Raw genomic sequence first — 21200 nt, 5'->3', positions numbered from 1 at the left:
ATAATCTGTATTAGCAGCTTCTTCGCCAGTCATACCTAATGTTTTGCTCCAATCCAATTGTCCATTGTTCTGATAGTAAACAGCTTCGTTTGTATTGCGTTGTCTTCCCCACAGACGGCCAAAATAAAGGCTATCAGCATATAAAACCCGGTCGGTATTATTATAAACTTCAAAAAACTGATCTCTATAAAGAGCGCCTTCTTTATTGTCTGATCCGGCATAATAGATCTGTTTTATAACAAAATTGCCCAGAAGGCCGGCAATTAGTTCAAGATCCAAACTCGAGGAGCTGGTTAGGTTCACTTTTTTTATCGCCGCATTAAATGTGACATCCTCAAAAATTGCTTCCCCCGTTGAGTTAAAATATTGGTCTTTTGGGATTGTAATGGAAGCATCTATATCGTATTCGCCTGGCATAATGGATACCAGAGTAACCACCCCTTGGGTCGGCGAATAGGTCATACTGGTCTTTGTCGAAAGATTGGTCACTTTAACAACCACCTTGCTCAAATCCAACTTACCATTTAGCTCTGCAGATGCGTATTTCAAATTTAATTTAATATCTAAGGGTTGTACACTGGGTGTATTATCCTTTTTACAAGATATAAAAGGTAAAAATAAAAGAGGGATCAAATAACGTGTTTTCATATTGTTTAATTTTTGAGTTTAGAATTTATAGGTTACCTGCGCGCCGTAGTTCGGCGACGAATTGGGGGCCTTTACTCCGGTCGCCCCTTCTCTATAAAACCGTGGCTGATAGTCAAGGAAATTATACACATTAAAAGAGAGATAGATATTCTTGCCTATCTCCTTGGCCATATTGAGATTAAAGTTCCAATACACATAATTATTATCGGCATTGACACGATCCGCATCGACTTTTCTTTTCTCATAGAGTTCGAAATGTTTTGGATTCGTTATATCAAATTGATCAATCACATGATATTCATAGCCGCGGGTATAGTATCCTACGGGTATAATATCCCTATAGGCAGTTTTGCTATAATTATACAATTCACAGTCGGCACTCAATTCGATAATCAATCGCAGCGCCGGAAAATGCGTTGAGCTCCTGAGCTGCGCTCTGCTCAAATAATTTTTGGCGGACTTAGCGGGAAAAAAACCGATTACAATATCATCCAGTGCTGTTCGTTCAGCATTGAACTCTAAACTATTCAATGCTGAAGAATTTGCATTAGCAAGCGTAAAGGCAGCTGTTGCCGAAAAAGTTGTCATGAGAGAAGGAATGCGGGGCGTAGAATACATAAGCTCGGCACCAAAGTTGGACGACCGATTACTATTGTCAAAATACAGATTAGACAATAGATGCCGTTTTATCCCAGTCTCCCTGATAATTGGTTTTGCTCCTGGGACCGGAGTTGCCGAAAATACGGGTAAGTCCGTCACTTCATAAGCAGTAACCGTATTGATATTACGTGAATTATTTTTATAGAAAAGATTAGCCCGTAAATAATGGTCATTTTTATTCCAGGAGAGAGAAGACTCTAAGGTTTGTCCCATACTGCTTTTCAAGCCACTATTATCTTTTTCATATCGTCTCAGATAAATCAATGCTGTACTCTGATCCTCTCTTCCGTTATAGGCATTCAGCAAAATAATCTCATCAAATGTAGGTCCAGGGTACAACTGAGCTAATCCAGGAGATTTAAAAGACAGACCATACGCCAGTCCAATCTGCGTGGATTTAGAAAGTGCATAATTGATATTCGTTCGGGGCGAAAATGAAGAGTGCCCATTCATTAGATCCCAGCGAAGCCCGGCCCTTATGGATAGCTCTTTTTCAAATAATTTCGTACGTGCAGCATCCTCAGCATAGAAACCGAAATTTTGCAAGGGATGCAGCAACGAGAAGTCGTAATATCGATCTGATCTGCTTCCTAGGTCCTTTTTTGGCATCGAAGGATCCGCCAAACGACCTTTACCCAGATTAATATCGTAGCTGTAATTGGCTCCAAAATTTATTCTATGAACTATACTTCCAGTGATTGCAAAAGCATTCGCTTCGAGCCGACCATTTAAATTTAAAGGTCTATTGTCCACAGCATCTACTGCCGTGTATTGCCCCGGTGCATATTGTCCTTCCACAACACCTGTTCGGACAGAATCGGTATAGAGCACAACAGCATCATTATAATAATGTTCCCGGTAGGTATTCTGTTGGCTGGAACTTATACCTGCATTAAAATTGATGTTTTTGAGAAACCCGTGATCCAATTTATAACTCGTACGGCTCGCTGCATTCAATCCCCAGCCACCAAATGAAATTGCATTGGACTGTGGATCATCCGGATCTTTGTTCACCCGATCAATCACTTTATTGTAAGATCCTGAAAAAGTTTGTTTTAGCCTTTTTTCGGCCCCAAAGTAATTTGTCCAGATCAATGTCCCATTCACACGGTCATATTGCTTCAACTTATCTCGATTATCCGCGTAGGATTTGACGTAACCTATATCCGCATTGATCGTCCCCAAGTTCTTCCCGAGGCTCATACCTTTGGATAATCCATAGGAGGTGGCATTACTACGAACCTGAAGCCGGAAAAAAGCAGGGGTTTTGCCAGCCTGCCTTTCAATAATAACTGCACCGTTGGATAAATCACCATAACGTGCCGGTGCGACCCCCGATATTACCTCTAGGCGCTCGATATTTTCTACAGGGATCTGACGTAGATCCACACCGCCAAAAACATTCTCACCCGAATAAGATTTTGTCGTTCCCGGACGCCCTGTCAATCCATAATCTGAAGGTTTGATCGAATTGGTTGCTCTTGACATCCCAAATATACCAGGGTTACGCCCCTGCATATTTCCATTGTTTCCGAGGGTAATATCATCCATAACGATAGCAACTCCAAAAGCGTTATTGAGTTCGTCCACATTTCGTGCAGTAGCAGTTGTTTCCTCAAAAGCTCCACGAAGTGTCAGCATTTGCATGTCCTGTACGGAAGGTGCTGTGTTTTTACGGTTAGGAAGTCGGTTCAATATGTCATTTACACTGAGGGCGGGATATCTTTCGATCATTTCACGGTCAAATACCAAGGAGGAATTACTGAGTTCTCCCTTTTTAGCCTGTACAGCTACCTCATCGAGCGCGAGACTCATATCCTGCAAGACAAAATTTTCAAGCTTTCTTATCGAGTCCAATTGAATTGTCCGCTCTATCCCTTTTTTTCCCAAATAAGAGACTGATAAAATAATCGTTTTTCCAAACTGTCCCGTTGGAATTTTGAGACTATACTTACCCTGATTATTCGTAATACTTGACAGATCCAGTTGATTTAGCGTTACTGTGCTTCCCGATAATGGCATTTCCTTACTGTCAGTAACTTTTCCATGAATTAAAACAGATTGCCCATATACATTCATAACAAGGCACAGCGAGGCAAAAATAGTCCAATATTCTTTTTTCATAAGCACGAACAAAAACGCATCTAAAAATACATTTATTTAAAATCGTTCTAAACAGATGCAAATATATGCTATTTGAACGCACTTATTCAAATTATTTTTAATAAATCTAAATTACTAAATGCAATATGTATTATTAATGATAACGAAAAACGCATAAAAACGAATTTTTATTGAACTACTTAAGTAATAGTTTATAGGTGAGATAAGGGAAATTAACGATGCGCTGTTAAAGACAGGCTTTTGTCGGAAAACAATTCGAAAACAGCTGACAAGAAAAAATATCATTAAGACCCGGGGGATGGCAAGAAAATATGATATGACATGATATACTTATCACTAGGTTTTAAAAAAATAGGGTTGCTAATCAGCAACCCTAAAATATGGATATTCTTAATTCCCCCAGCCTGGGTTCTGCTTTAAGTTTGTATTCAATTGAAGTTCCTGTACAGGTATCGGATATAAATAGTCCTTATTTTCATCAAAGACCTTTTTAATCAGCGGGTTGACAATCACATTTCCGCTATGTCCAAATTCCAGCGAAATCTCTGACCCAAGTTTCAGCAATTGTACTCCTGGAGCAGTAGGCTTTTCTCCTTCATAGATCCAGATATCATCTTTACCATCATTATCCAAATCAAATTTGCCTGTACCCGGAAAGTACATTCCTTTAAACTGCCTTGTCACTAATTTTCCGCTTTTCCAACGTAAGATATCATCCCAACGAAAAGATTCCATGACCAATTCTATACGGCGTTCCCTTCTTATTTCAAGTATCACACCTTTCAGATCACCACTTACATTTTTGTAATCTTCTTCCAAAAATGGGTCCGGTTTTAAATTAGCTTGTTCCATGTTCATGTTAGGCATACCCACCCGGTCACGTAGCAACTTGATTGACATATCTAAGTCGCTTTGGTTCAATTTCCCCAGTTCCGCTTTAGCTTCAGCATAATTTAACAACACCTCTGCATATCGAAATATAGGCATATCGTTTTCAGACCGGTTAAAATTATCGTATTTGACATCACCTACAAATTTAATCAATTGATAACCCGTAACCGAATTTCCAAAACTAGGTGCCACAGGTGCCGCACCACCGATACGTTTATATCCCGGAGTACGTATAGTCTGGCTCAAACGGGGATCGCGATTTTGCACTTCCTCTTTAAAGGTCATCGTCCGATAATTTGGTTTATCGGTGAATCTGCTTCCATCATTCATCAGATAGGAATCCACTAAATTTTTATCTAGTCCCGGCTTTCCATAGGACGCAGTAATCGTATAATAGTTGACATTATGCCAAATTTGCAAAGCATCCGAAAACTTTCGAGCAAGGATGATTTCGCTGGGAATACTATTCACACTATTGAACAGCGCGCCATAAGAATTCGTACCAGCACCATTATAGATACTATATTGTCCACTTTTTATCACTTCCAACGCGGCATCTGCAGCTATTTCCAATAATCCATTCGCCCCGGGCAAATTAAATTCAGTATGGTATTTTCTAAAGGTACCTTCAAAAAGAGCTACCCGGGATTTTAATGCCAGCGCAGTCCACTTCGTTGCTCGTTCCGTATTTGAATCTTTCTTTTCAAAGGGTAAGTATTTAATAGCGTAGTCTAAATCTGCAATAATGTTATCAACGATCAATGCCCGGGGATCACGGGGTTTCTTGAGTTGCTCCTCATCATCTTTGTCTATGACCTTATCATACCAAGGCACATCACCAAAACGCTTCAATTTATCGAAATAGAAATAAGCGCGAAAAAACCTAGCCTCTGCGGCATAAGGCGCGGCAGCCGCCTCGGGAACAGTATTAAAGCAGTTTTCCAAAAAATAATTAATGTTGCGAAGATTAGTCCAGTTCCATCCGCCACCACTAATAGGCACCTGCCTTTTCCCTGTCAATTCATCATCCAATGTTGTTTTAACGATATTATCAACCGACTCATTATAAACACCTTCGGCCGATGGTAGCGCATCGTAAAATGATTTTGTAAATAATGCCAGATCTTTTTCTGTTTTAAACGAATCTTCGGGCCGCACAGCAGACTCGGGTAAACGTTGCAGATAATCTTTCGTACAGGCTGTCATGCCCATACCCAGCAAGATGTATATAAAAAATATTTTTTTCATGATATTAAAAAGTTAAATCTAGACCAAAAGAAAATGTTTTAGAGATAGGATAAGATCTGCCATTTACTTCCTGTGCAGATTGTTCAGGATCTATATATTTGGAGCGAAGCTTCGTTGCTGTCCAGATATTTTCACCCGAGACATAGATTCGTGCGTTGGCCAATTTCACACGTTTCAACCAAGCTTGGGGTACAGTATACCCTACTGTTAAGTTCTTGAGACGGATATAAGCCAAATCCTGTAAGTAGCGATCTGATTTTACATTTAGAGAGCCGCGATCATTCAAAGCGATATAACCTCTTAACAATGGAAAGTACGCATCCGTATTCTCAGGCGTCCATACATCATTTTCAAAGTCTTTAGGCACAAAAGAGTAATAAGGCCTAGAATAGGGTCCCCAGAATTTGTCTGCATTGGCACCAGGCCACCAATGCTGCCTGCCAATCCCCTGAAAGAATGCCGACACATCAAAACCTTGCCAATTGGCACCCAGATTAAATCCGAAATTATAACGTGCTCTGCTGTTACCAATGATCACCTGATCCCCTGGATTCATCAAGGTGTTGTCACCTGCATCCACTTTGCCATCCGGAACGCCGTCTTTACCCGAGATATCCAAAAACTTCAGATCCCCTGGATGTAATTTCACCCAGTCTCCCGGTGCTGCTAACCGTTGTTTATCAACGTAGTCTTGATTGACCTTCCAACTATCAATTTCTGATTGGGACTGGAAGAAACCATCTGTTTTATAGCCCCAAATATCACCCAATGTCTGACCAACATAATAATTGCTCAATAGCATTTCTTTATTATCAAAGCGCGTGATCTTTGCTTTGGAATCAGACAGACCGATTCCGATATTATATCCAAAAGGTTTACCATCCAATTCAACCTGATCTCGCCAGGCCACGGCCAGTTCCCAGCCTTTATTCCTTAAATCTCCGGCATTTGTTTTTGGCGACGCGGAACCATACACCGCAGGCAATGTTTTGCCTGGAATTAACATATCCAATGTATTTCGGATAAAATAATCAGCAGAAACCGTCAGCTTACTTTTAAAGAACTCTAGATCGGTACCGAAATTCAATGTATTTGTTCGCTCCCATGTCAAATCTGGCGAGATCGGCGTAGGCGCACTCAGATACTGTGTTTTCGAACCATTGGTTATATAATTGGATAGCCCTGAATTCAACAACAAGATGTAACCATATTCTGCTGCCTCCTGCGCATTTCCAAGTGCCCCATAGGATACCCTAAATTTTGCTTCGTTCAAAACTGGCTTCAAACCCTCCATAAAACTCTCTTCTGACAAACGCCAACCGCCGGAAAAAGACGGAAAAAATCCGTAACGCTGATTCGAAGGAAATTTAGAGGTACCATCATAACGACCATTAACTTCCAGTAGATACTTTCCTTTATAATTATAATTTAACCGTCCAAAAAAACCACGTAATGCCCATGTATTTGCTCCGCCGAGTAATTGCATTTGCCCAGTTCCCAACGCAAAATCATTCAAATCTTCCAAAAGCAAATTATTGTGCGTCCCACCAATTCGCTTATAACCGGTAGTCTCCTGATTAAAGCCCAATGTAGCACCCAACTGATGATCGCCCAATTGTTTATTATAATTGGCAAAAAGATTCAGCGAATGTTTGGGCTTGTTTATTATGGTTTCGGTATATGTATCATTACCCAAGTAATCAATTTTGCCGGGAAAAATTGACCATGGAGCCACTGTTCTCCTATTCCAATTATGAATGGGATTGTGGGTGAAGGTGTAGTTTCCTGTGACAGTCAAATCCCTTGTCAGCTGAAACACGGCTTCAAACATGTTGATAAATTCATATTTATCCTCTCCTCCTTTTGATTTCCCATGCAATAAGTCTGCATATATTCCATCACCGATATTATAATTATTCAACTCGGTCCGGTACGTTGCTGTACCATCCGGATTCATCGGTACATAGGATGGCAGCGCATGCACCGTCGTTGAAATAAAATTATTGTTATTATCCGGATTGGTAGCCCAGCCTGGATAAGTATAATTTTGATAATTAAGCTGTGTATTGGCGCTGACCTTTAACCAAGGTGTAACTTGTGCATTTATTCTCGACCGCACGTTGTAGGCATCGAATTTATCCTGATTGATTTTCATCAGCCCACCTTTTTCATAGAGCCGTCCGGAAATGTAATAATCTATTTTTTCGGTCCCACCTGAGAAGTTTAACGAATGCTCCATTGATGTCTGTGTCTTACGGTACATCTCGTTCCACCAGTCTGTATTTCCGTAGTATACATATTGATCTTTGCCCTTTCTGTTCTGAATCACAACAGAAGGCAAGGATGGATCGGTTTTTCTCTTTAACAGTTCCGCATAATCCTCTTCGGTATATCCAGTATAGCTATTACCTGTAGCCCGGATGAAAGCCTCGTCATTTAATCTGGCAGCGTCGTATCCACTAGTGATAAAATCGGTCCTGACAGTAAGTCCCGACCAACCGAAATTATTGCTATAATTGATATTCATTTTCCCAGCTTTTCCTCTTTTCGTTGTCACCAGCATGACACCGAATGCGCCTCTTGCACCGTAAATTGCCGCTGCGGATGCATCCTTTAAGACGGAAATTGATTCGATATCCCTGGGATTGATGGTATTGATGTTACCCGGCACCCCATCAATAAGAATAAGTGGCTGTGCATTCGCCGAATTGATCGAAGCGAAACCACGGATATTTACATTTCCTTCACCACCAGGTCTTCCGTTCGTAAATGTAATGTTCAAATTCGGAATTGCCCCCTGCAAGGCTTGCGTTGCATTCGCAACAGGTCGATTTTCAAGTATCTTTGAATCAATTTGTGTCACAGCACCTGTGAGGTTGACTTTCTTCTGTCTACCGTAGCCCACAACGATCACTTCCTCTAGCGATTGATCCGTCGATACCATTTTTATCGTCAATGCCGTTGATTCAATTTTCAGTTGCTGCGTTTCAAATCCGACGATTGATACTTTTAACAGTTGTCCAATTTTTCCTTGAATAATAAAGGCACCACTAGCGTCTGTCTGGGTAGATTTTCCTGTAGACGTGTTCAATATTGAAGCTCCAGCGATAGGTTCGCCCGCTCCATTTTGTACAAGCCCACGGATGGACTCTTGAAATTTAGTGGGAATTTCAGCCGGAGGAAAAGCTGTCAGGAGGAGAGGCCTGCTCTTCGCCCATCCACTCAAAGACATTCCGATCATTACCGGAAGTAATAAATGTTTCGTTTTCATGGTTTTGGTTTTGTTTTTCTTCGGTTACAAAGAAAGGTTATTTAATATTTGTAAATTATTAATAAAGTATTACTAAACAATTAAATGACAATTAGTTATATAAATGTTAAGATAATATATTTTTAACACAAAAAAGAGCACTGTTTTTTTTATTTATCTCGATAAAATTTACCTAAAACAGCTAATAAAAAACATAACCACCTTAAAAACAGATACATAATTAAAATAGAACTCATAACTTAATGACCTATATATTCAAAATAAAATGTAACATATTTGACACAAAAAGAAATAAATACAAATAAAAAACAAACAAATCCGAAGCTATTAAAAGTATTAACAAGGGACTTAATAAGACATTTATTTATTAACTTAGAATAAATAATCAAATTATGAACAAGCTCTTATTTGTTTTTACTCTCACCTTTCTGGCAATCAGCAATAATTATGGCCAAAATATTCGGTTAAAATTTAGAGTCTATGCTGATACCTTACCCATATATAGTTACCTATTGATGGATGAGGATGTCTTCAAAACGGAAATTAAAAATGGAACTGGCGAGTTTGTAATAAATAAGATTCTTGATAAAGGGCATTTCAATTTCGCACAACTAGCCCTCTCAGACAGCACATTCACAAACCGAGAGGATTTCTTCAGTTTTTTCCGTAGACATCAAATTTCTCCAACAAACTTCTTTTATTCTCTTATTATAGATTCCAGTGATCTAACGATGGATATAAATGTAAAGACACATCAATTAGACGTATATGGAAGCGATTTGAACAAGCAACGTATTGAATTTGAAACTATAGCGAAGAGTTTCGATTTAAGCCATATCCCAACCATGGAGGAACAGGTTGAAGGTGATAACAATAGAATGTCCCGATTCCTAAAAATTCTTGCAAAATATTCAGCAAATAAGCTCAGTGAAGAGTATCTAGCACATCTCTTAGGTAACCCCAGTTTTTATTTTTATAATTCTAGTACTGTATTTCAACATAAAGATTCAATTTATCAGCTTATTCAGCAATTAAAAAAAGAAAATTCACCTTATTTTGGTAGTGGACGGATCTTAAAAAAATATCAGGACATGGTTGCACTATACGAACCAAAAGAAAATGTGCCTGTCCCTAGTTTTCTTATAACAAATGCAAGTGGGCAATCAAAATATATGAAGGAACTTTACAGCAGTACCGATTACCTAATCATTGATTTTTGGGGTACATGGTGCGGCCCCTGTATAGCTCAGCACCCTGAACTACAGCGTATTGCCAATGAATATAAAGATAATGGAAAATTTAAATTTGTAGGGATAGCTGTTAATGACAAATTTGCAACATGGAAGCAGTATTTGGAAAAACATGCGTTTACCTATGAAAACTATATATTTGAAAACAAAGATTACCCCAACCTTCGAAAGGAATTGGGTATATATTCATTTCCACGATATGTTATCGTCAATACAAAGGAAAACAAGGTTGTACGATCCAATTTTCAGATTGATCAACTGCGTGCTATCTTAAATACGTTGTAGCAATAGTTATGGGAAGCAATAAAAATGGAAAGCAAACTATAATAAATAGATCATCAAGACAGACTATCCCGTAACCCATATTGCACACACAGCGATTTAGCTTTTTCTGCAAAAGCTTGCCGATAATAGTCCGGTAAATGGCCATCTGCGCCAAATAGTCGCTGATATTTTGGTAATAAATGTGGATAATGCTTTTCAATCGCCCGCAAGACCAAGGCTCTGTTGTCCGCCGGATCACTTCCATACAATGCAAGAGTGGCCGGAAAGACATAATTGGCTCCTATAGTCTGAAAAGTCTGAAACAACTGTTCCAGGCTCGCTCGGGTATCAGATATATACGGCAGCAGTGGCATCAGGCTGACTCCGCTATGGAGCCCCTGTTCACGTGCTTGCGCCAATGCATTCAATCGCAACGAGGGTGATGGAGCTCCAGGCTCAAAAATTCGCGCGACATAATCGTCTATTGTGGAAAATGAAAAGGTGACAAAGGTCTTATGTGTTAATTTTGACTGGAGATCTTCAGGAAGTATTGCTTCTGTATCAATCCGTTTTAACAAATCAAAATCTCGGGTAACTAAGTCCGATTTCGTAATAATATGTACTGGGAAACGATAATATAGGATTACTTCCAATAACTGCCTGGTGAGCAATTCAGTACGTTCCATTTGGAGATAAGGATCTGTTACAGAAGAAAGAACAATAATGCCATATTGCTTTTTGCGCGCACGTAATGACAACTGCTTTTCCAGTAATTCAACGGCATTGCTCTTCATACTTAACTTTTCAGCCATGTTGATCCCATACTTGCTTCCCCTGATATAACAATATAAACAATTAAAAGAGCAACCACTATAGGGATTCAAGGTATAATCATCAAGAAACCAAGGATCTCTTCGTTTTGTCTTATTGAGGATTGATTTCGCAGTGATACGGTGCATAATAGCCTATTCAATTTACAACTTTAGACCCATGCCCCTCGACATGGGCCACACTTTCTTAAAACCATTGCACGTAGCGTTGGAACGCAGGACCATCAGCGATCAAACTGACATAACAACTATCGGGCAAGTTTGAATTCATGTATTCATCCAGTTTTTGCACAATCAGTTATCCAAACCACCTATTCATACCCACTACTTCATTATTATTATCCCCGTCCAAAATAGCCACACAGCAAAGGGAATTTTCCATTCCTGGACGCGCAACCTATTCGTTTTTGGAGATAATCCTGACTATTCTCTCAAAAATTGATAGCGTTTATAATCTATCTTCTGAAATACGGCTGGATAATACATCGTAAAATGATGAGTTTATCCCGCATGAAATTATTCATAATAATACATTTTTCAAAACAGCATTAATTATACACGAACAAAAGCCACATAAATAGTCTTAAAATACAGATTCCAGTTAGGAATCAACATGCTATTGATCAATAAATCACTTCAATTGCCTGATTTCTCGTTGTATCTTAATAGTCAGAACATCATTTTATATTACCAAATATGCCAAACGGCCATTTTATCCATTGAATAATCGCAAATATTTAATTTTCAATGCCTAATAAATATTTTAATTCACTACCTTTATAACATTGAAACAAAAATTAACATCAGCCATGTTTATCGGCGCTGTCAAATGGTTCGACAATAACAAAGGATTTGGTACCCTTGCGTTACCTTCCGGAGAAGAACTCTTTGTGCATATACGCAGGTTTAAAATTCCTCCAGAGCATATTATCCAGCCCGGTGAGGTTATAGTCGGAGACAAAAAACCAGATCCCAAACGGAATGGTTACTTAGCCCATAACTGTAAAATCCTCAAAAGGACCGAAGATTGGAAATTTGTCATCTCCCTTCTTGAACAGGATCATATCGTACTCATCCCCGATAGCCACGGGCACGAACAAAAACACAACCTTACCTCTTTAGCAGCAAGACAATTACTACGAACCCAAGGCAAAGACAATGTAGTTTCTATGTTGACTTCTCACTTTGATTTCCGATTCAACTGTTCCGTTTTCATGGCTTACGCCGAATTACTTGACAAAAGTATTTCAGGTACCTTCGAAAAAGAAACAGCAACTATGCTTCTTTCTCAGGTATATAAATACTTCGGAGACCATGTCTCCCATCAAATTCTATTTCAGGTATGGAAGGAAAGAATGTTTAGATATATAGGATATCCAGCTGATGGGGACTATGAGATCCCAGAAGAAGTGTTGAATCTGAACGCAACAGAAATCAACTATGATGATTTAGCGCGAATCAAAGACTACAGTTTCGGCAAATCTTTCTGTAACGAATTTGTTGAAGCATTATTTGATGATTTAGAAACAATGGACAAAGAAGATATTGAGCCGCTGATTCCTTATATTGATTTCCTGGAAAACGAAGACTCTATTGAGAAAATCAATCTGATCTTGCAATAGTAAAATTGAATTGGGGCAGCAATAATATGGCTATTCTAGCTGGTATTGGCCTAGGGATTATTTTTGGTACAGGTTTAGGTTTACTTGCCTTTAAAGCAACGGCTGGACTTATCCGTTTTTTGACGAGCAAGTACAAAAAAGAATAGCTAAAGTAATGTCTTCCTATTCCACATATTTAAACCGAAGAGCAGTCAGGCTCGCCTTATCACCATTGCCTTCGATCAACGAAACGGTTATTTTATATCGTCCGGCATGTTCAAATTTCATCCAGCCCCAGGGATACCAGTTATAGACATGGGCCGACTCTTGTTGGTTTTGAACAAACGCGCCAGCTGAATTTTCAATACGCCATACCATCCTTCCTTCGCCTGCATAATTCATGTCTATCTGATAATAACCAGGCTTTTTGACAGCAATTTCATAGGAGAACTTACTTTTTTCTGTCCATTTACTGACCTGAGCAACATGCTTCCATTCCCCAAATTTCTCCATCCACGATTTCCCTTCTTTATTACAGCTCTCCACCGCTCCAAAATCAACTGGGATAACGGTTTCCAGTGCTGGATCAACCCCCAGCATTTTTTCGACCTGAGGTGTACCATTTAACTTAATCTCGATGACAGATACCATCTTTTCGGGTGCGATCTTCGGAATGTCAATTTTAAGCCAGTCCTTTTCAAGCGTATAGTTCAATTTTCCTTGTCCTTTCGAACCCCGGAGTTTAACGGACTGAATTCCTGTTGTCAACCCCGGAACATATAAGGCACCATCAGTAGGCCAATGATAGACCAGTAAGGAAATTCGATTCCCTTGTACGGTAGCATCTCCCCAAGGCAAAGCATGCTTCCAGGGTGATGCCTGCGCGCCGTAAACCGTTTCGGGATAACGCTTGATCCAAGCACCTGCATTGCGCAGGGCCAATCCTGCCTGATCCGGAATAGAACCATCCGGCTTAGGTCCCACATTCAGCATATATGTCCCTCCACGTGCAACAGTTGATAACGTACGCTGCAGTATCTCCTGGCTACTCTTCCAATTATTTTCATACCAGGCATAACCCCAGGAATCATTGGTTACATCAACAGTTTCCCAAATGCCATCCACATTCTCCCGAGGTACTTCCATGTCCCCGAGTGTAGAATAATCTCCCAACCCATGCCCTACCCTTCCAGATACATATGCTCCCGGTTGATTTTTATGCACCAGTTCAACAAGCTTCTGTGCATACTTTTTATCCATTCCACCCGGTGTATCAAACCACACCAGTTCTATAGGACCATAACCTGTTGTAATTTGCTGTACCTCAGGATAGCATTTCTCCCAAAAGTAATCGTCAAAAGATTTCTCTTTGCCCTGAGCATCCACCTTTGGCCCACCCTTTCCACCGGGATAAGTCCAATCCTGATTTTGAGAATAATAAAACCCAAAACCGATACCACCTTCTTTACAAGCTTGTGCCAATTCGGTCATTGGATCGCGTTTAAAATCTGTCGCATCGACAATATTGAACGGGTTGACTTTCGAATGAAACATTGAAAATCCGTCATGGTGTTTACTGGTAATAACGATATAACGCATTCCGGCATCTTTTGCCAGCTGCACGATCGCTTTGGCATCAAAGTGATCCGGATGAAAGGAAGCTGCTGCTAACTTATATTCTGCCGGCGGAATATTCGCCATGCTCTTGTTCATAAGCCATTCTCCGATTCCATAAAAGGTTTTTCCCTTCCATTTATTTGCTAATTGGGAATAGATACCCCAATGTATAAATAGCGCGTATTTCCCCTCTCGAAACAACCTTCCTCTATTTTGTGAGACAGCACTTTTCCCGCCTGCACCATCCCACATCTCTTCCATACGTTGCGCAAGAGCCTCATGCGCGCATAGCGCACTGACCAATACCCCCAATACAACCGTTTTAAAACTCATCTACAAAAACTTTTGATACATCCAGTTATGAGGTTATACTTTAGGCATGCTATACCCATTTTGATAACTTTTGGCCAGATAGCGGTCTGCATCCCTATCGTTGAAAGTTCGTTTATCTTTATCCCAAAATAATTTTTTCTTGCTGCGATAAGCAATATTACCCATTTGGGAGAAAATGGCAATATGGGCACCTGCTTCGATCGGCGCATGCAGCCCTTCACTTGATTTATTCCGAACTGCTGTTATAAAATTGACCATATGTTTATCGAGCCCATTATCTTTTGAAGGTTGAAAAGCAACAGCTTCCATCCGTCCTTTTTCAGGAATGACTTCCCAGCCTTCACGATTGACGACCAGAGTGCCGTTATTACCGATAAAAGCGACACCATGTGTTTTTCGATAAGGGCCAAGATCGATTCCTGTTGCCTGTTCCCATTGCACATTGAATCCGTCAAACTCATACACTGTTGTTAAACTATCTGGTGTTTCGGCTGCATCGTCAGGATAAGCAAATTTTCCTCCGGCAGCCATAATGGATACCGGATCAGAAACCTTCATCCCGATTAAGGCATAATCCAGCATATGGACTCCCCAATCCGTCATCAAGCCACCCGCATAGTCCCAATACCACCTAAAATTGAAATGAAAACGATTGGGATTAAAAGACCGCTTTGGAGCAGGTCCGAGCCACTTATCATAATGAACCCCTGCAGGCACCGGTGCATCCGTCAGCACAGGAATACTTTTCATCCAACCTTGATAAGCCCAAGCTTTAACCAAACGGATTTTACCAAGTTTCCCCCCATGCACAAAATCCATTGCATCTCTAAAATGCTGTTGGCTACGTTGCCACTGTCCCACCTGCACAACACGTTTATATTTTTTTGCAGCGGCAACCATCACTTCACATTCCCGGATGGAATTTCCGATAGGTTTTTCAACATAAACATCCTTGCCTGCTGCAACCGCATCTACCATCTGCAAGCAATGCCAATGATCGGGTGTGGCTATGATAACAACATCCACATCTGCTGCTTTGAGCAAATCTTTATAATCAATATAGGTTTTGACGGTAATATTTCGTTTTTTTAATTCCTCTACCCGGCTGCTGAGTATATTTTCATCGACATCGCAAAGTGCTGTACATTGGACACCGGGGACTTTCAATAGCGCATTTAGATTGGACCAGCCCATACCGTTTACACCAATCAGTCCAACACGGATAAGTTCAGATTGAAAACCGAAAACACGCGTATTGGCAAATAATGTTGAGGCAGTAAGAATCCCTGCATTACGGATAAAATCTTTTCTTTTCATTGCTTAGTTTTGGTTTATTTTGATTTTGCTCTACTATCTTTTTAGTAAAGACGATTCATGCAGCACTTTCCCTAGAAATAACTAATATAAGATTTAATCTTGAAGATTAGGCAAAATAATGACAATCCATATTTCAACTTTTAAGGTTTTGGGAGCATTAACGAGAAATTATTGGATTATGGTCGATGGGCTTTTCCAGCAATATGCCTTCCCGCTTTCATGCCGGAAAAAATGCAACCACCCAGAAAAGTTCCCTCCAATGCACGATAGCCATGCATACCCCCACCTCCAAAACCTGCCACCTCGCCAACCGCATACAATCCTTCGATAGTTTCATCGTTCGTCGTTAAGACCTGCCCATCAAGATTGGTCTTAAGCCCGCCCAATGTTTTACGTGTCAATATATGTAGCCGCACAGCGATCAATGGCCCATTTTTCGGATCCAATATTTTATGTGGAGACGAAACCCTTCCGAGCCTATCACCAAGATATTTCCTTGTGCTGCGTATATAATTGACCTGCGTATCTTTAGCGAAATTATTATCCAATTCCCGATCGCGCGCGATGATCTGCGATTCAATAGACTCGTAATTTAACAGATTATCTCCGGTCAAAAGGTTCATTTTGTGCACCAATTCCGATAATGTATCCGAAACGATAAAATCCACTCCATTTTCTTTGAACGCTTCCACAGGGCCCGGAGCCTTTTTACCAAAAATTCGTTTGAGGAAGAGTTTATAATCCCTATTGGTAATATCTGGGTTTTGTTCGGAACCGGAAAGTGCAAATTCTTTTTTAATGATTTTTTGTGTCAGAATAAACCAAGAATAGGAATATCCGCTATCTTGTATATGCTTTAGGGTACCCAAGGTATCAAACCCCGGTAAAAATGGTGCTGGAAGTCTATTGCCTTTCGCATCAAACCAAAGTGAGGATGGACCGGGCAAGATACGGATACCATGATTTGGCCAAATCGGATTCCAGTTCTGAATCCCCTCTGTATAATGCCACATGCGATCTTTATTGATCATGTGTGCTCCGACTGCTTCAGCTATACCGATCATGCTTCCATCGACATAGGCTGGAACGCCTGAAATCATATGTGCAGGTGCTTTCCCCAATCGTTCCGGCCAGTTCTTCCGAACTAGCTCGTGATTGGCACCAAGTCCACCGGAAGCAATAATAACATCCGGGGCGTGGTATGCAAATGTATCGATAACATTTCTATTGGTCTCAGCCCCACGTTCCTGATCATCATCTTCGAGAATATCACCCGACACTCCTGTTACAGTGTTATTTTTCGTTATTAGCTTCGTAACACGATGCCTAAATTTAAACTGTAATAGCCCGTTTTTTTCTGCTGCATAAGCTTTCTCTATAAATGGTTGAACCACACCTGTACCTGTTCCCCAACTCACATGAAATCTAGGTACCGAATTACCATGACCATGAGCACTACCGTCTCCACGCTCAGCCCAACCAACCATAAACATGAATTTAATCCCCAACTTGGTAACATAGGCGTATTTCTCATCGGCTGCGAATTTCAAATAAGCTTCGGCCCATTGGCGGGGCCAAGAATCTTCGGCTCGATCAAATTCAGCAGTACCAAACCAATCTTGTCGCGCTAACTCAAAAGAATCCTTGATTCCCATACGGCGTTGCTGCGGTGAATTGATCAAAAATAGACCTCCAAAGGACCAGAAGGCCTGTCCACCAATATTTTCTTTGGTTTCCTGATCCAGCAAAAGCACCTTCTTCCCTGCATTGGTAATTTCCATTGCTGCTGTTAATCCCGCCAGACCGGTTCCGATAATGATGGCATCAGGTTTAAATTGTTCTTCCATAGACATATTTTTCACGAGTCAAGTGTCCTATTTTATTTTGCGGCTTATATATCCACTGCAATCCAGTTTACTTGGCTCTTCTAAATTTACCTTTTCTTATCTGTTGTACAAAGGAAATAAAGATCAACTTATGAAAAGGCTTCTATATATAACTACAATAATACATTGCCCTAATTTAAATTATTTTAATAATACAAAATACCCCATTACCTTTGTAGCGTCATCATTCAAATAATCATATTGAGCGGTTTACACCACTGCTATTGATGTACATTTTCAGGAAATAAAATTAAAATAACAAGATGGAATACAGAAAATTAGGAAAAACGGATTTAACATTATCGGCAATCACTTACGGTGCTTTCGCCATTGGTGGAAATATGTGGGGTGGCAATGAGAAAAAAGACTCTATCGAATCGGTACGCGCCTCTATTGATCATGGTGTTACTACCCTTGATACAGCGCCCTTCTACGGCTTTGGTCTGAGTGAGGAGATGATAGGCGAAGCGATAAAGGGTTACGATCGATCTAAAATTCAGTTATTAACCAAATTCGGGTTAGTATGGGATGGCAGCAATCAAGGTAGAGGTGAATTTTTCTTTGATGCAGAAGAAAATGGTAAAACTATTCCCGTTTACAAGTATGCCTCCAAAGCTAGTGTGATCAAAGAAGTCGAAGACAGCCTAAAACGCCTACAAACGGACTATATAGACCTATTGCAAATCCATTGGCCAGACAATACTACAGCTATTTCGGAAACAATGGAAGCCTTAGATCTGCTTTTACAACAGGGAAAAATTCGTGCAGCGGGTGTCAGCAACTATAGTGTTGAACAAGTTTCGGAAGCCCAGCATTCGATCCAAATCGCAAGCAATCAGGTCGGCTACAGCATGCTAAACCGTGGCATTGAGCAAGACCTTGTCCCTTATGCACTTCAGCATGATTTGGGCCTTATTGTGTATAGCCCAATGGAGCGTGGTCTGCTTACAGGTAAGTATTTTGAAAAAGGGAAATTAAAAGAAAATGATCATCGCAATGGTTACTTCCAGCAATTTGATCTCGCCAAAGTAAAAACATTCTTAGATACCATTAGCCCGATTGCTGCCGACAAAGGTGTCACTCTTTCACAGCTTGTATTACGATGGACTAGCCTGCAGCCAGCAATTACCGTTGTATTAGCCGGTGCCAGAAATGCAGAACAGGCCATAGCAAATGCACAGGCTACGGCAATCGATCTGGCTCCAGATGAATTATCATTGATCAACGACGCCTTATCGAAAATATAATGAAAAAAATAAATCCGATCACAGCATTCCTTTTAGGAATGCTGTCCCTAGCAGCCTTGCAAGGCAAAGCTCAAAAACACTCACTTCTCGTAGATCCCAGTGATCATAGCTGGCAGACATCTTCCTATGGCAAAAGCGATGAAATAGGTGCGGCAAATTTAATCAGTAACGCTTCCGTTCTTCAAGCGGTTAAACTCGTCAAAAAAGGGATTACAGTACCTCTAGCTGTACCTGTTAGTAAACAACTACCCGCTTTTCGTCACCGCAGTTTTAACTTGTACAACATTCAACCCGGAGAACAGGCCGGCACAACATTGGGTCCCAATAAATTCAGTTTCAATGATGAATTGGTTAATGCCTGGACGGGAGTAGGAACCCAGCTGAACGGCATCGGACATATCGGCATCGACAATGTTTACTACAATGGAAATAAAGCCCAGGATTTTGTTTCGGTAGAAGGAGTAAAAAAACTAGGTATTGAAAAAGTTCCACCACTGGTAACCCGTGCAGTTGTATTGGATATGACGAGCTATTATGGAAAGAAAATTGTGCCGGGTGGTACTGAATTTACTGTTTCTGATATTCAGTCCGTATTAAAAAAACAGGGAATCCGTATCGAAAGAGGTGATGTTGTGCTATTCAATACCGGTTGGCTCGAGCTCATCGGACATGACAATAAACAATTTTTAGAGACTGAACCGGGTATTGGCATGGAGGCCGCAAAATGGTTAGCGGATCAAGGCATAATAGCATTCGGCGGAGACACTTGGGCATCGGAAGTATACCCTAACCCAAAAACCAATGAAGAATTTCCAATCAATCAATTCTTACTGGCCAAGTGCGGAATATACAATCTCGAATTGATCGATACGAGGCCATTGGTAAAAGAAGGCGTATGGGAATTTTTATTTGTACTGGGTCAACCTCTTTATGTTGGTTCTACACAGGTAAACGTAAATCCCGTAGCCATCTACTAATAGTGTCCTTACATTTATTTTCGGGTATGAAATGACTTAATTTCTTTCTTTGAGAAACAATCCATTATTTTCATTAGGGTCAAAGCCTCCTCCATCGGAGCAGGGTTTGGCCCTTTACCTTCAAAAAAGTCTACTGTACTCGCGATCATGGGGTATTGTATATGCTCAGGATGGTCAAATACGAATTCTTTTTCCCCCTGATCAGATCTTAATAAGATGGAATTGCCAAATATCGAAAAGCTGATTTTTCCTTCGCTCCCTACAATTTCACAACTGTCCATATTATCTTGCGGTTGGACATTAAAAGCCCAGCTTCCGTTAAAGATGATCTGATTCTCAAACAAGATGGTCCCAGTCGTGTGATCAACAACATCACTCGTCCCGTCCTGAACTTGGCTAAATCCATTGTAATAAAGAGGGGTACCAAAGAAATACAGCATCAGATCCAATTGATGTGGTGCAAGATCAAAAAAATATCCGCCTCCAGAGATTGTTGGATCTGTACGCCAATCTGCAGCGCGTTTAGTCACCAATTCTGGTGATCGGCTCTGCCATAGTCGAAGCTGAACGGTTCGGATAGCTCCAATTTGTCCGACCTTCAGCAATTCTTTTACTTTAAGGAACATAGGCAATTGTCTGCGGTAATGCGCAACGACGAGTTTGCCATTTGTTTTTTTAACAGCCTCCAACAGCAATGTAGCCTCATCCGCATTTAATGTAACAGGTTTCTCAACATAGACATTTTTCCCAGCTTTTAGCGCCTTCAACGCATAATCTAAATGCGAAGACGGTGGGGTCGCAATATAAATCGTATTCAACGATGGATTGTCCAACAAGTCCTCAACCTTCGAATACCAATCAGGAACCTGATGTCTCCGGGCATAATCGGCAGCTTTAGCGGCGTCTCTGCGCATGACAGCAAGCAATTGACTATCTTTAACTTTATTGAACGCAGGTCCGCTCTTTTTCTCTGTAACATCCCCACAACCAATGATCCCCCATCTTACCTTTGCATTTTCCATTCTATTTTTTTTAA

General features: G+C 40.5%; 12 protein-coding genes and 1 pseudogene. 4 read left to right on the top strand and 9 right to left on the bottom strand.

Going from position 1 to position 21200, the window contains the following annotated elements; translation table 11 throughout:
* The 4 genes and pseudogenes from ABDW32_RS09950 to ABDW32_RS09935 all read right to left on the bottom strand — a co-directional run.
* Positions 1 to 648: pseudogene (locus ABDW32_RS09950) on the bottom strand (hypothetical protein); the annotation flags it as partial.
* A gap of 18 nt (positions 649 to 666) precedes the next feature.
* On the bottom strand, positions 667 to 3432 hold the full coding sequence (locus ABDW32_RS09945) for a TonB-dependent receptor (protein WP_343561914.1): 2766 nt from the start codon (positions 3430 to 3432) through the stop codon (positions 667 to 669).
* A 390-nt stretch (positions 3433 to 3822) separates the two neighbouring features.
* A complete protein-coding gene (locus tag ABDW32_RS09940; RefSeq protein ID WP_343561912.1) occupies positions 3823 to 5571 on the bottom strand; it encodes a RagB/SusD family nutrient uptake outer membrane protein in 1749 nt (582 codons plus the stop codon).
* 4 nt (positions 5572 to 5575) lie between these two features.
* Positions 5576 to 8842 (bottom strand): TonB-dependent receptor, encoded by a 3267-nt coding sequence (locus ABDW32_RS09935; protein ID WP_343561910.1) that lies wholly within the window; start codon positions 8840 to 8842, stop codon positions 5576 to 5578.
* Between the two features lie 392 nt (positions 8843 to 9234).
* Here ABDW32_RS09935 and ABDW32_RS09930 point away from each other — a divergent pair, with 392 nt between their 5' ends.
* Entirely contained in the window at positions 9235 to 10377 is a 1143-nt protein-coding gene (locus ABDW32_RS09930; protein WP_343561908.1) for a TlpA disulfide reductase family protein, read from the top strand.
* Between the two features lie 53 nt (positions 10378 to 10430).
* Here ABDW32_RS09930 and ABDW32_RS09925 read toward each other — a convergent pair whose 3' ends face one another.
* Positions 10431 to 11315 carry a radical SAM protein gene (locus tag ABDW32_RS09925; RefSeq protein ID WP_343561906.1) on the bottom strand — a complete coding sequence of 295 codons (885 nt, stop codon included), beginning with the start codon at positions 11313 to 11315 and terminating at the stop codon, positions 10431 to 10433.
* Positions 11316 to 11971: 656 nt separating this feature from the next.
* On the opposite strand from ABDW32_RS09925, the gene ABDW32_RS09920 reads away from it, so the two are divergent.
* Positions 11972 to 12808 carry a hypothetical protein gene (locus ABDW32_RS09920; RefSeq protein WP_343561904.1) on the top strand — a complete coding sequence of 279 codons (837 nt, stop codon included), beginning with the start codon at positions 11972 to 11974 and terminating at the stop codon, positions 12806 to 12808.
* Positions 12809 to 12970: 162 nt separating this feature from the next.
* Here ABDW32_RS09920 and ABDW32_RS09915 read toward each other — a convergent pair whose 3' ends face one another.
* From ABDW32_RS09915 to ABDW32_RS09905, 3 genes are all read right to left on the bottom strand, one after another.
* On the bottom strand, positions 12971 to 14737 hold the full coding sequence (locus tag ABDW32_RS09915) for an alpha-L-fucosidase (protein WP_343561902.1): 1767 nt from the start codon (positions 14735 to 14737) through the stop codon (positions 12971 to 12973).
* 33 nt (positions 14738 to 14770) lie between these two features.
* A complete protein-coding gene (locus ABDW32_RS09910) occupies positions 14771 to 16054 on the bottom strand; it encodes a Gfo/Idh/MocA family oxidoreductase (protein WP_343561900.1) in 1284 nt (427 codons plus the stop codon).
* 176 nt (positions 16055 to 16230) lie between these two features.
* A complete protein-coding gene (locus ABDW32_RS09905) occupies positions 16231 to 17901 on the bottom strand; it encodes an FAD-binding dehydrogenase (protein WP_343561899.1) in 1671 nt (556 codons plus the stop codon).
* Between the two features lie 302 nt (positions 17902 to 18203).
* Here ABDW32_RS09905 and ABDW32_RS09900 point away from each other — a divergent pair, with 302 nt between their 5' ends.
* Positions 18204 to 19187 (top strand): aldo/keto reductase, encoded by a 984-nt coding sequence (locus tag ABDW32_RS09900; protein ID WP_343561897.1) that lies wholly within the window; start codon positions 18204 to 18206, stop codon positions 19185 to 19187.
* Positions 19187 to 20164, top strand: a complete 978-nt coding sequence (locus tag ABDW32_RS09895) for a cyclase family protein (protein ID WP_343561895.1) — start codon at positions 19187 to 19189, stop codon at positions 20162 to 20164. The genes ABDW32_RS09900 and ABDW32_RS09895 overlap by 1 nt, the downstream gene beginning before the upstream one ends.
* Before the next feature lie 14 nt (positions 20165 to 20178).
* Here ABDW32_RS09895 and ABDW32_RS09890 read toward each other — a convergent pair whose 3' ends face one another.
* Positions 20179 to 21186: a Gfo/Idh/MocA family oxidoreductase gene (locus ABDW32_RS09890; protein ID WP_343561893.1), complete on the bottom strand. Its 1008-nt coding sequence runs from the start codon at positions 21184 to 21186 to the stop codon at positions 20179 to 20181.
* Positions 21187 to 21200 lie beyond the last annotated feature (14 nt).

The sequence above is a fragment of the Sphingobacterium sp. genome (genome assembly GCF_039596235.1).
Lineage (GTDB): Bacteria > Bacteroidota > Bacteroidia > Sphingobacteriales > Sphingobacteriaceae > Sphingobacterium.
This window is presented reverse-complemented; position numbering and strand designations above follow the sequence as displayed.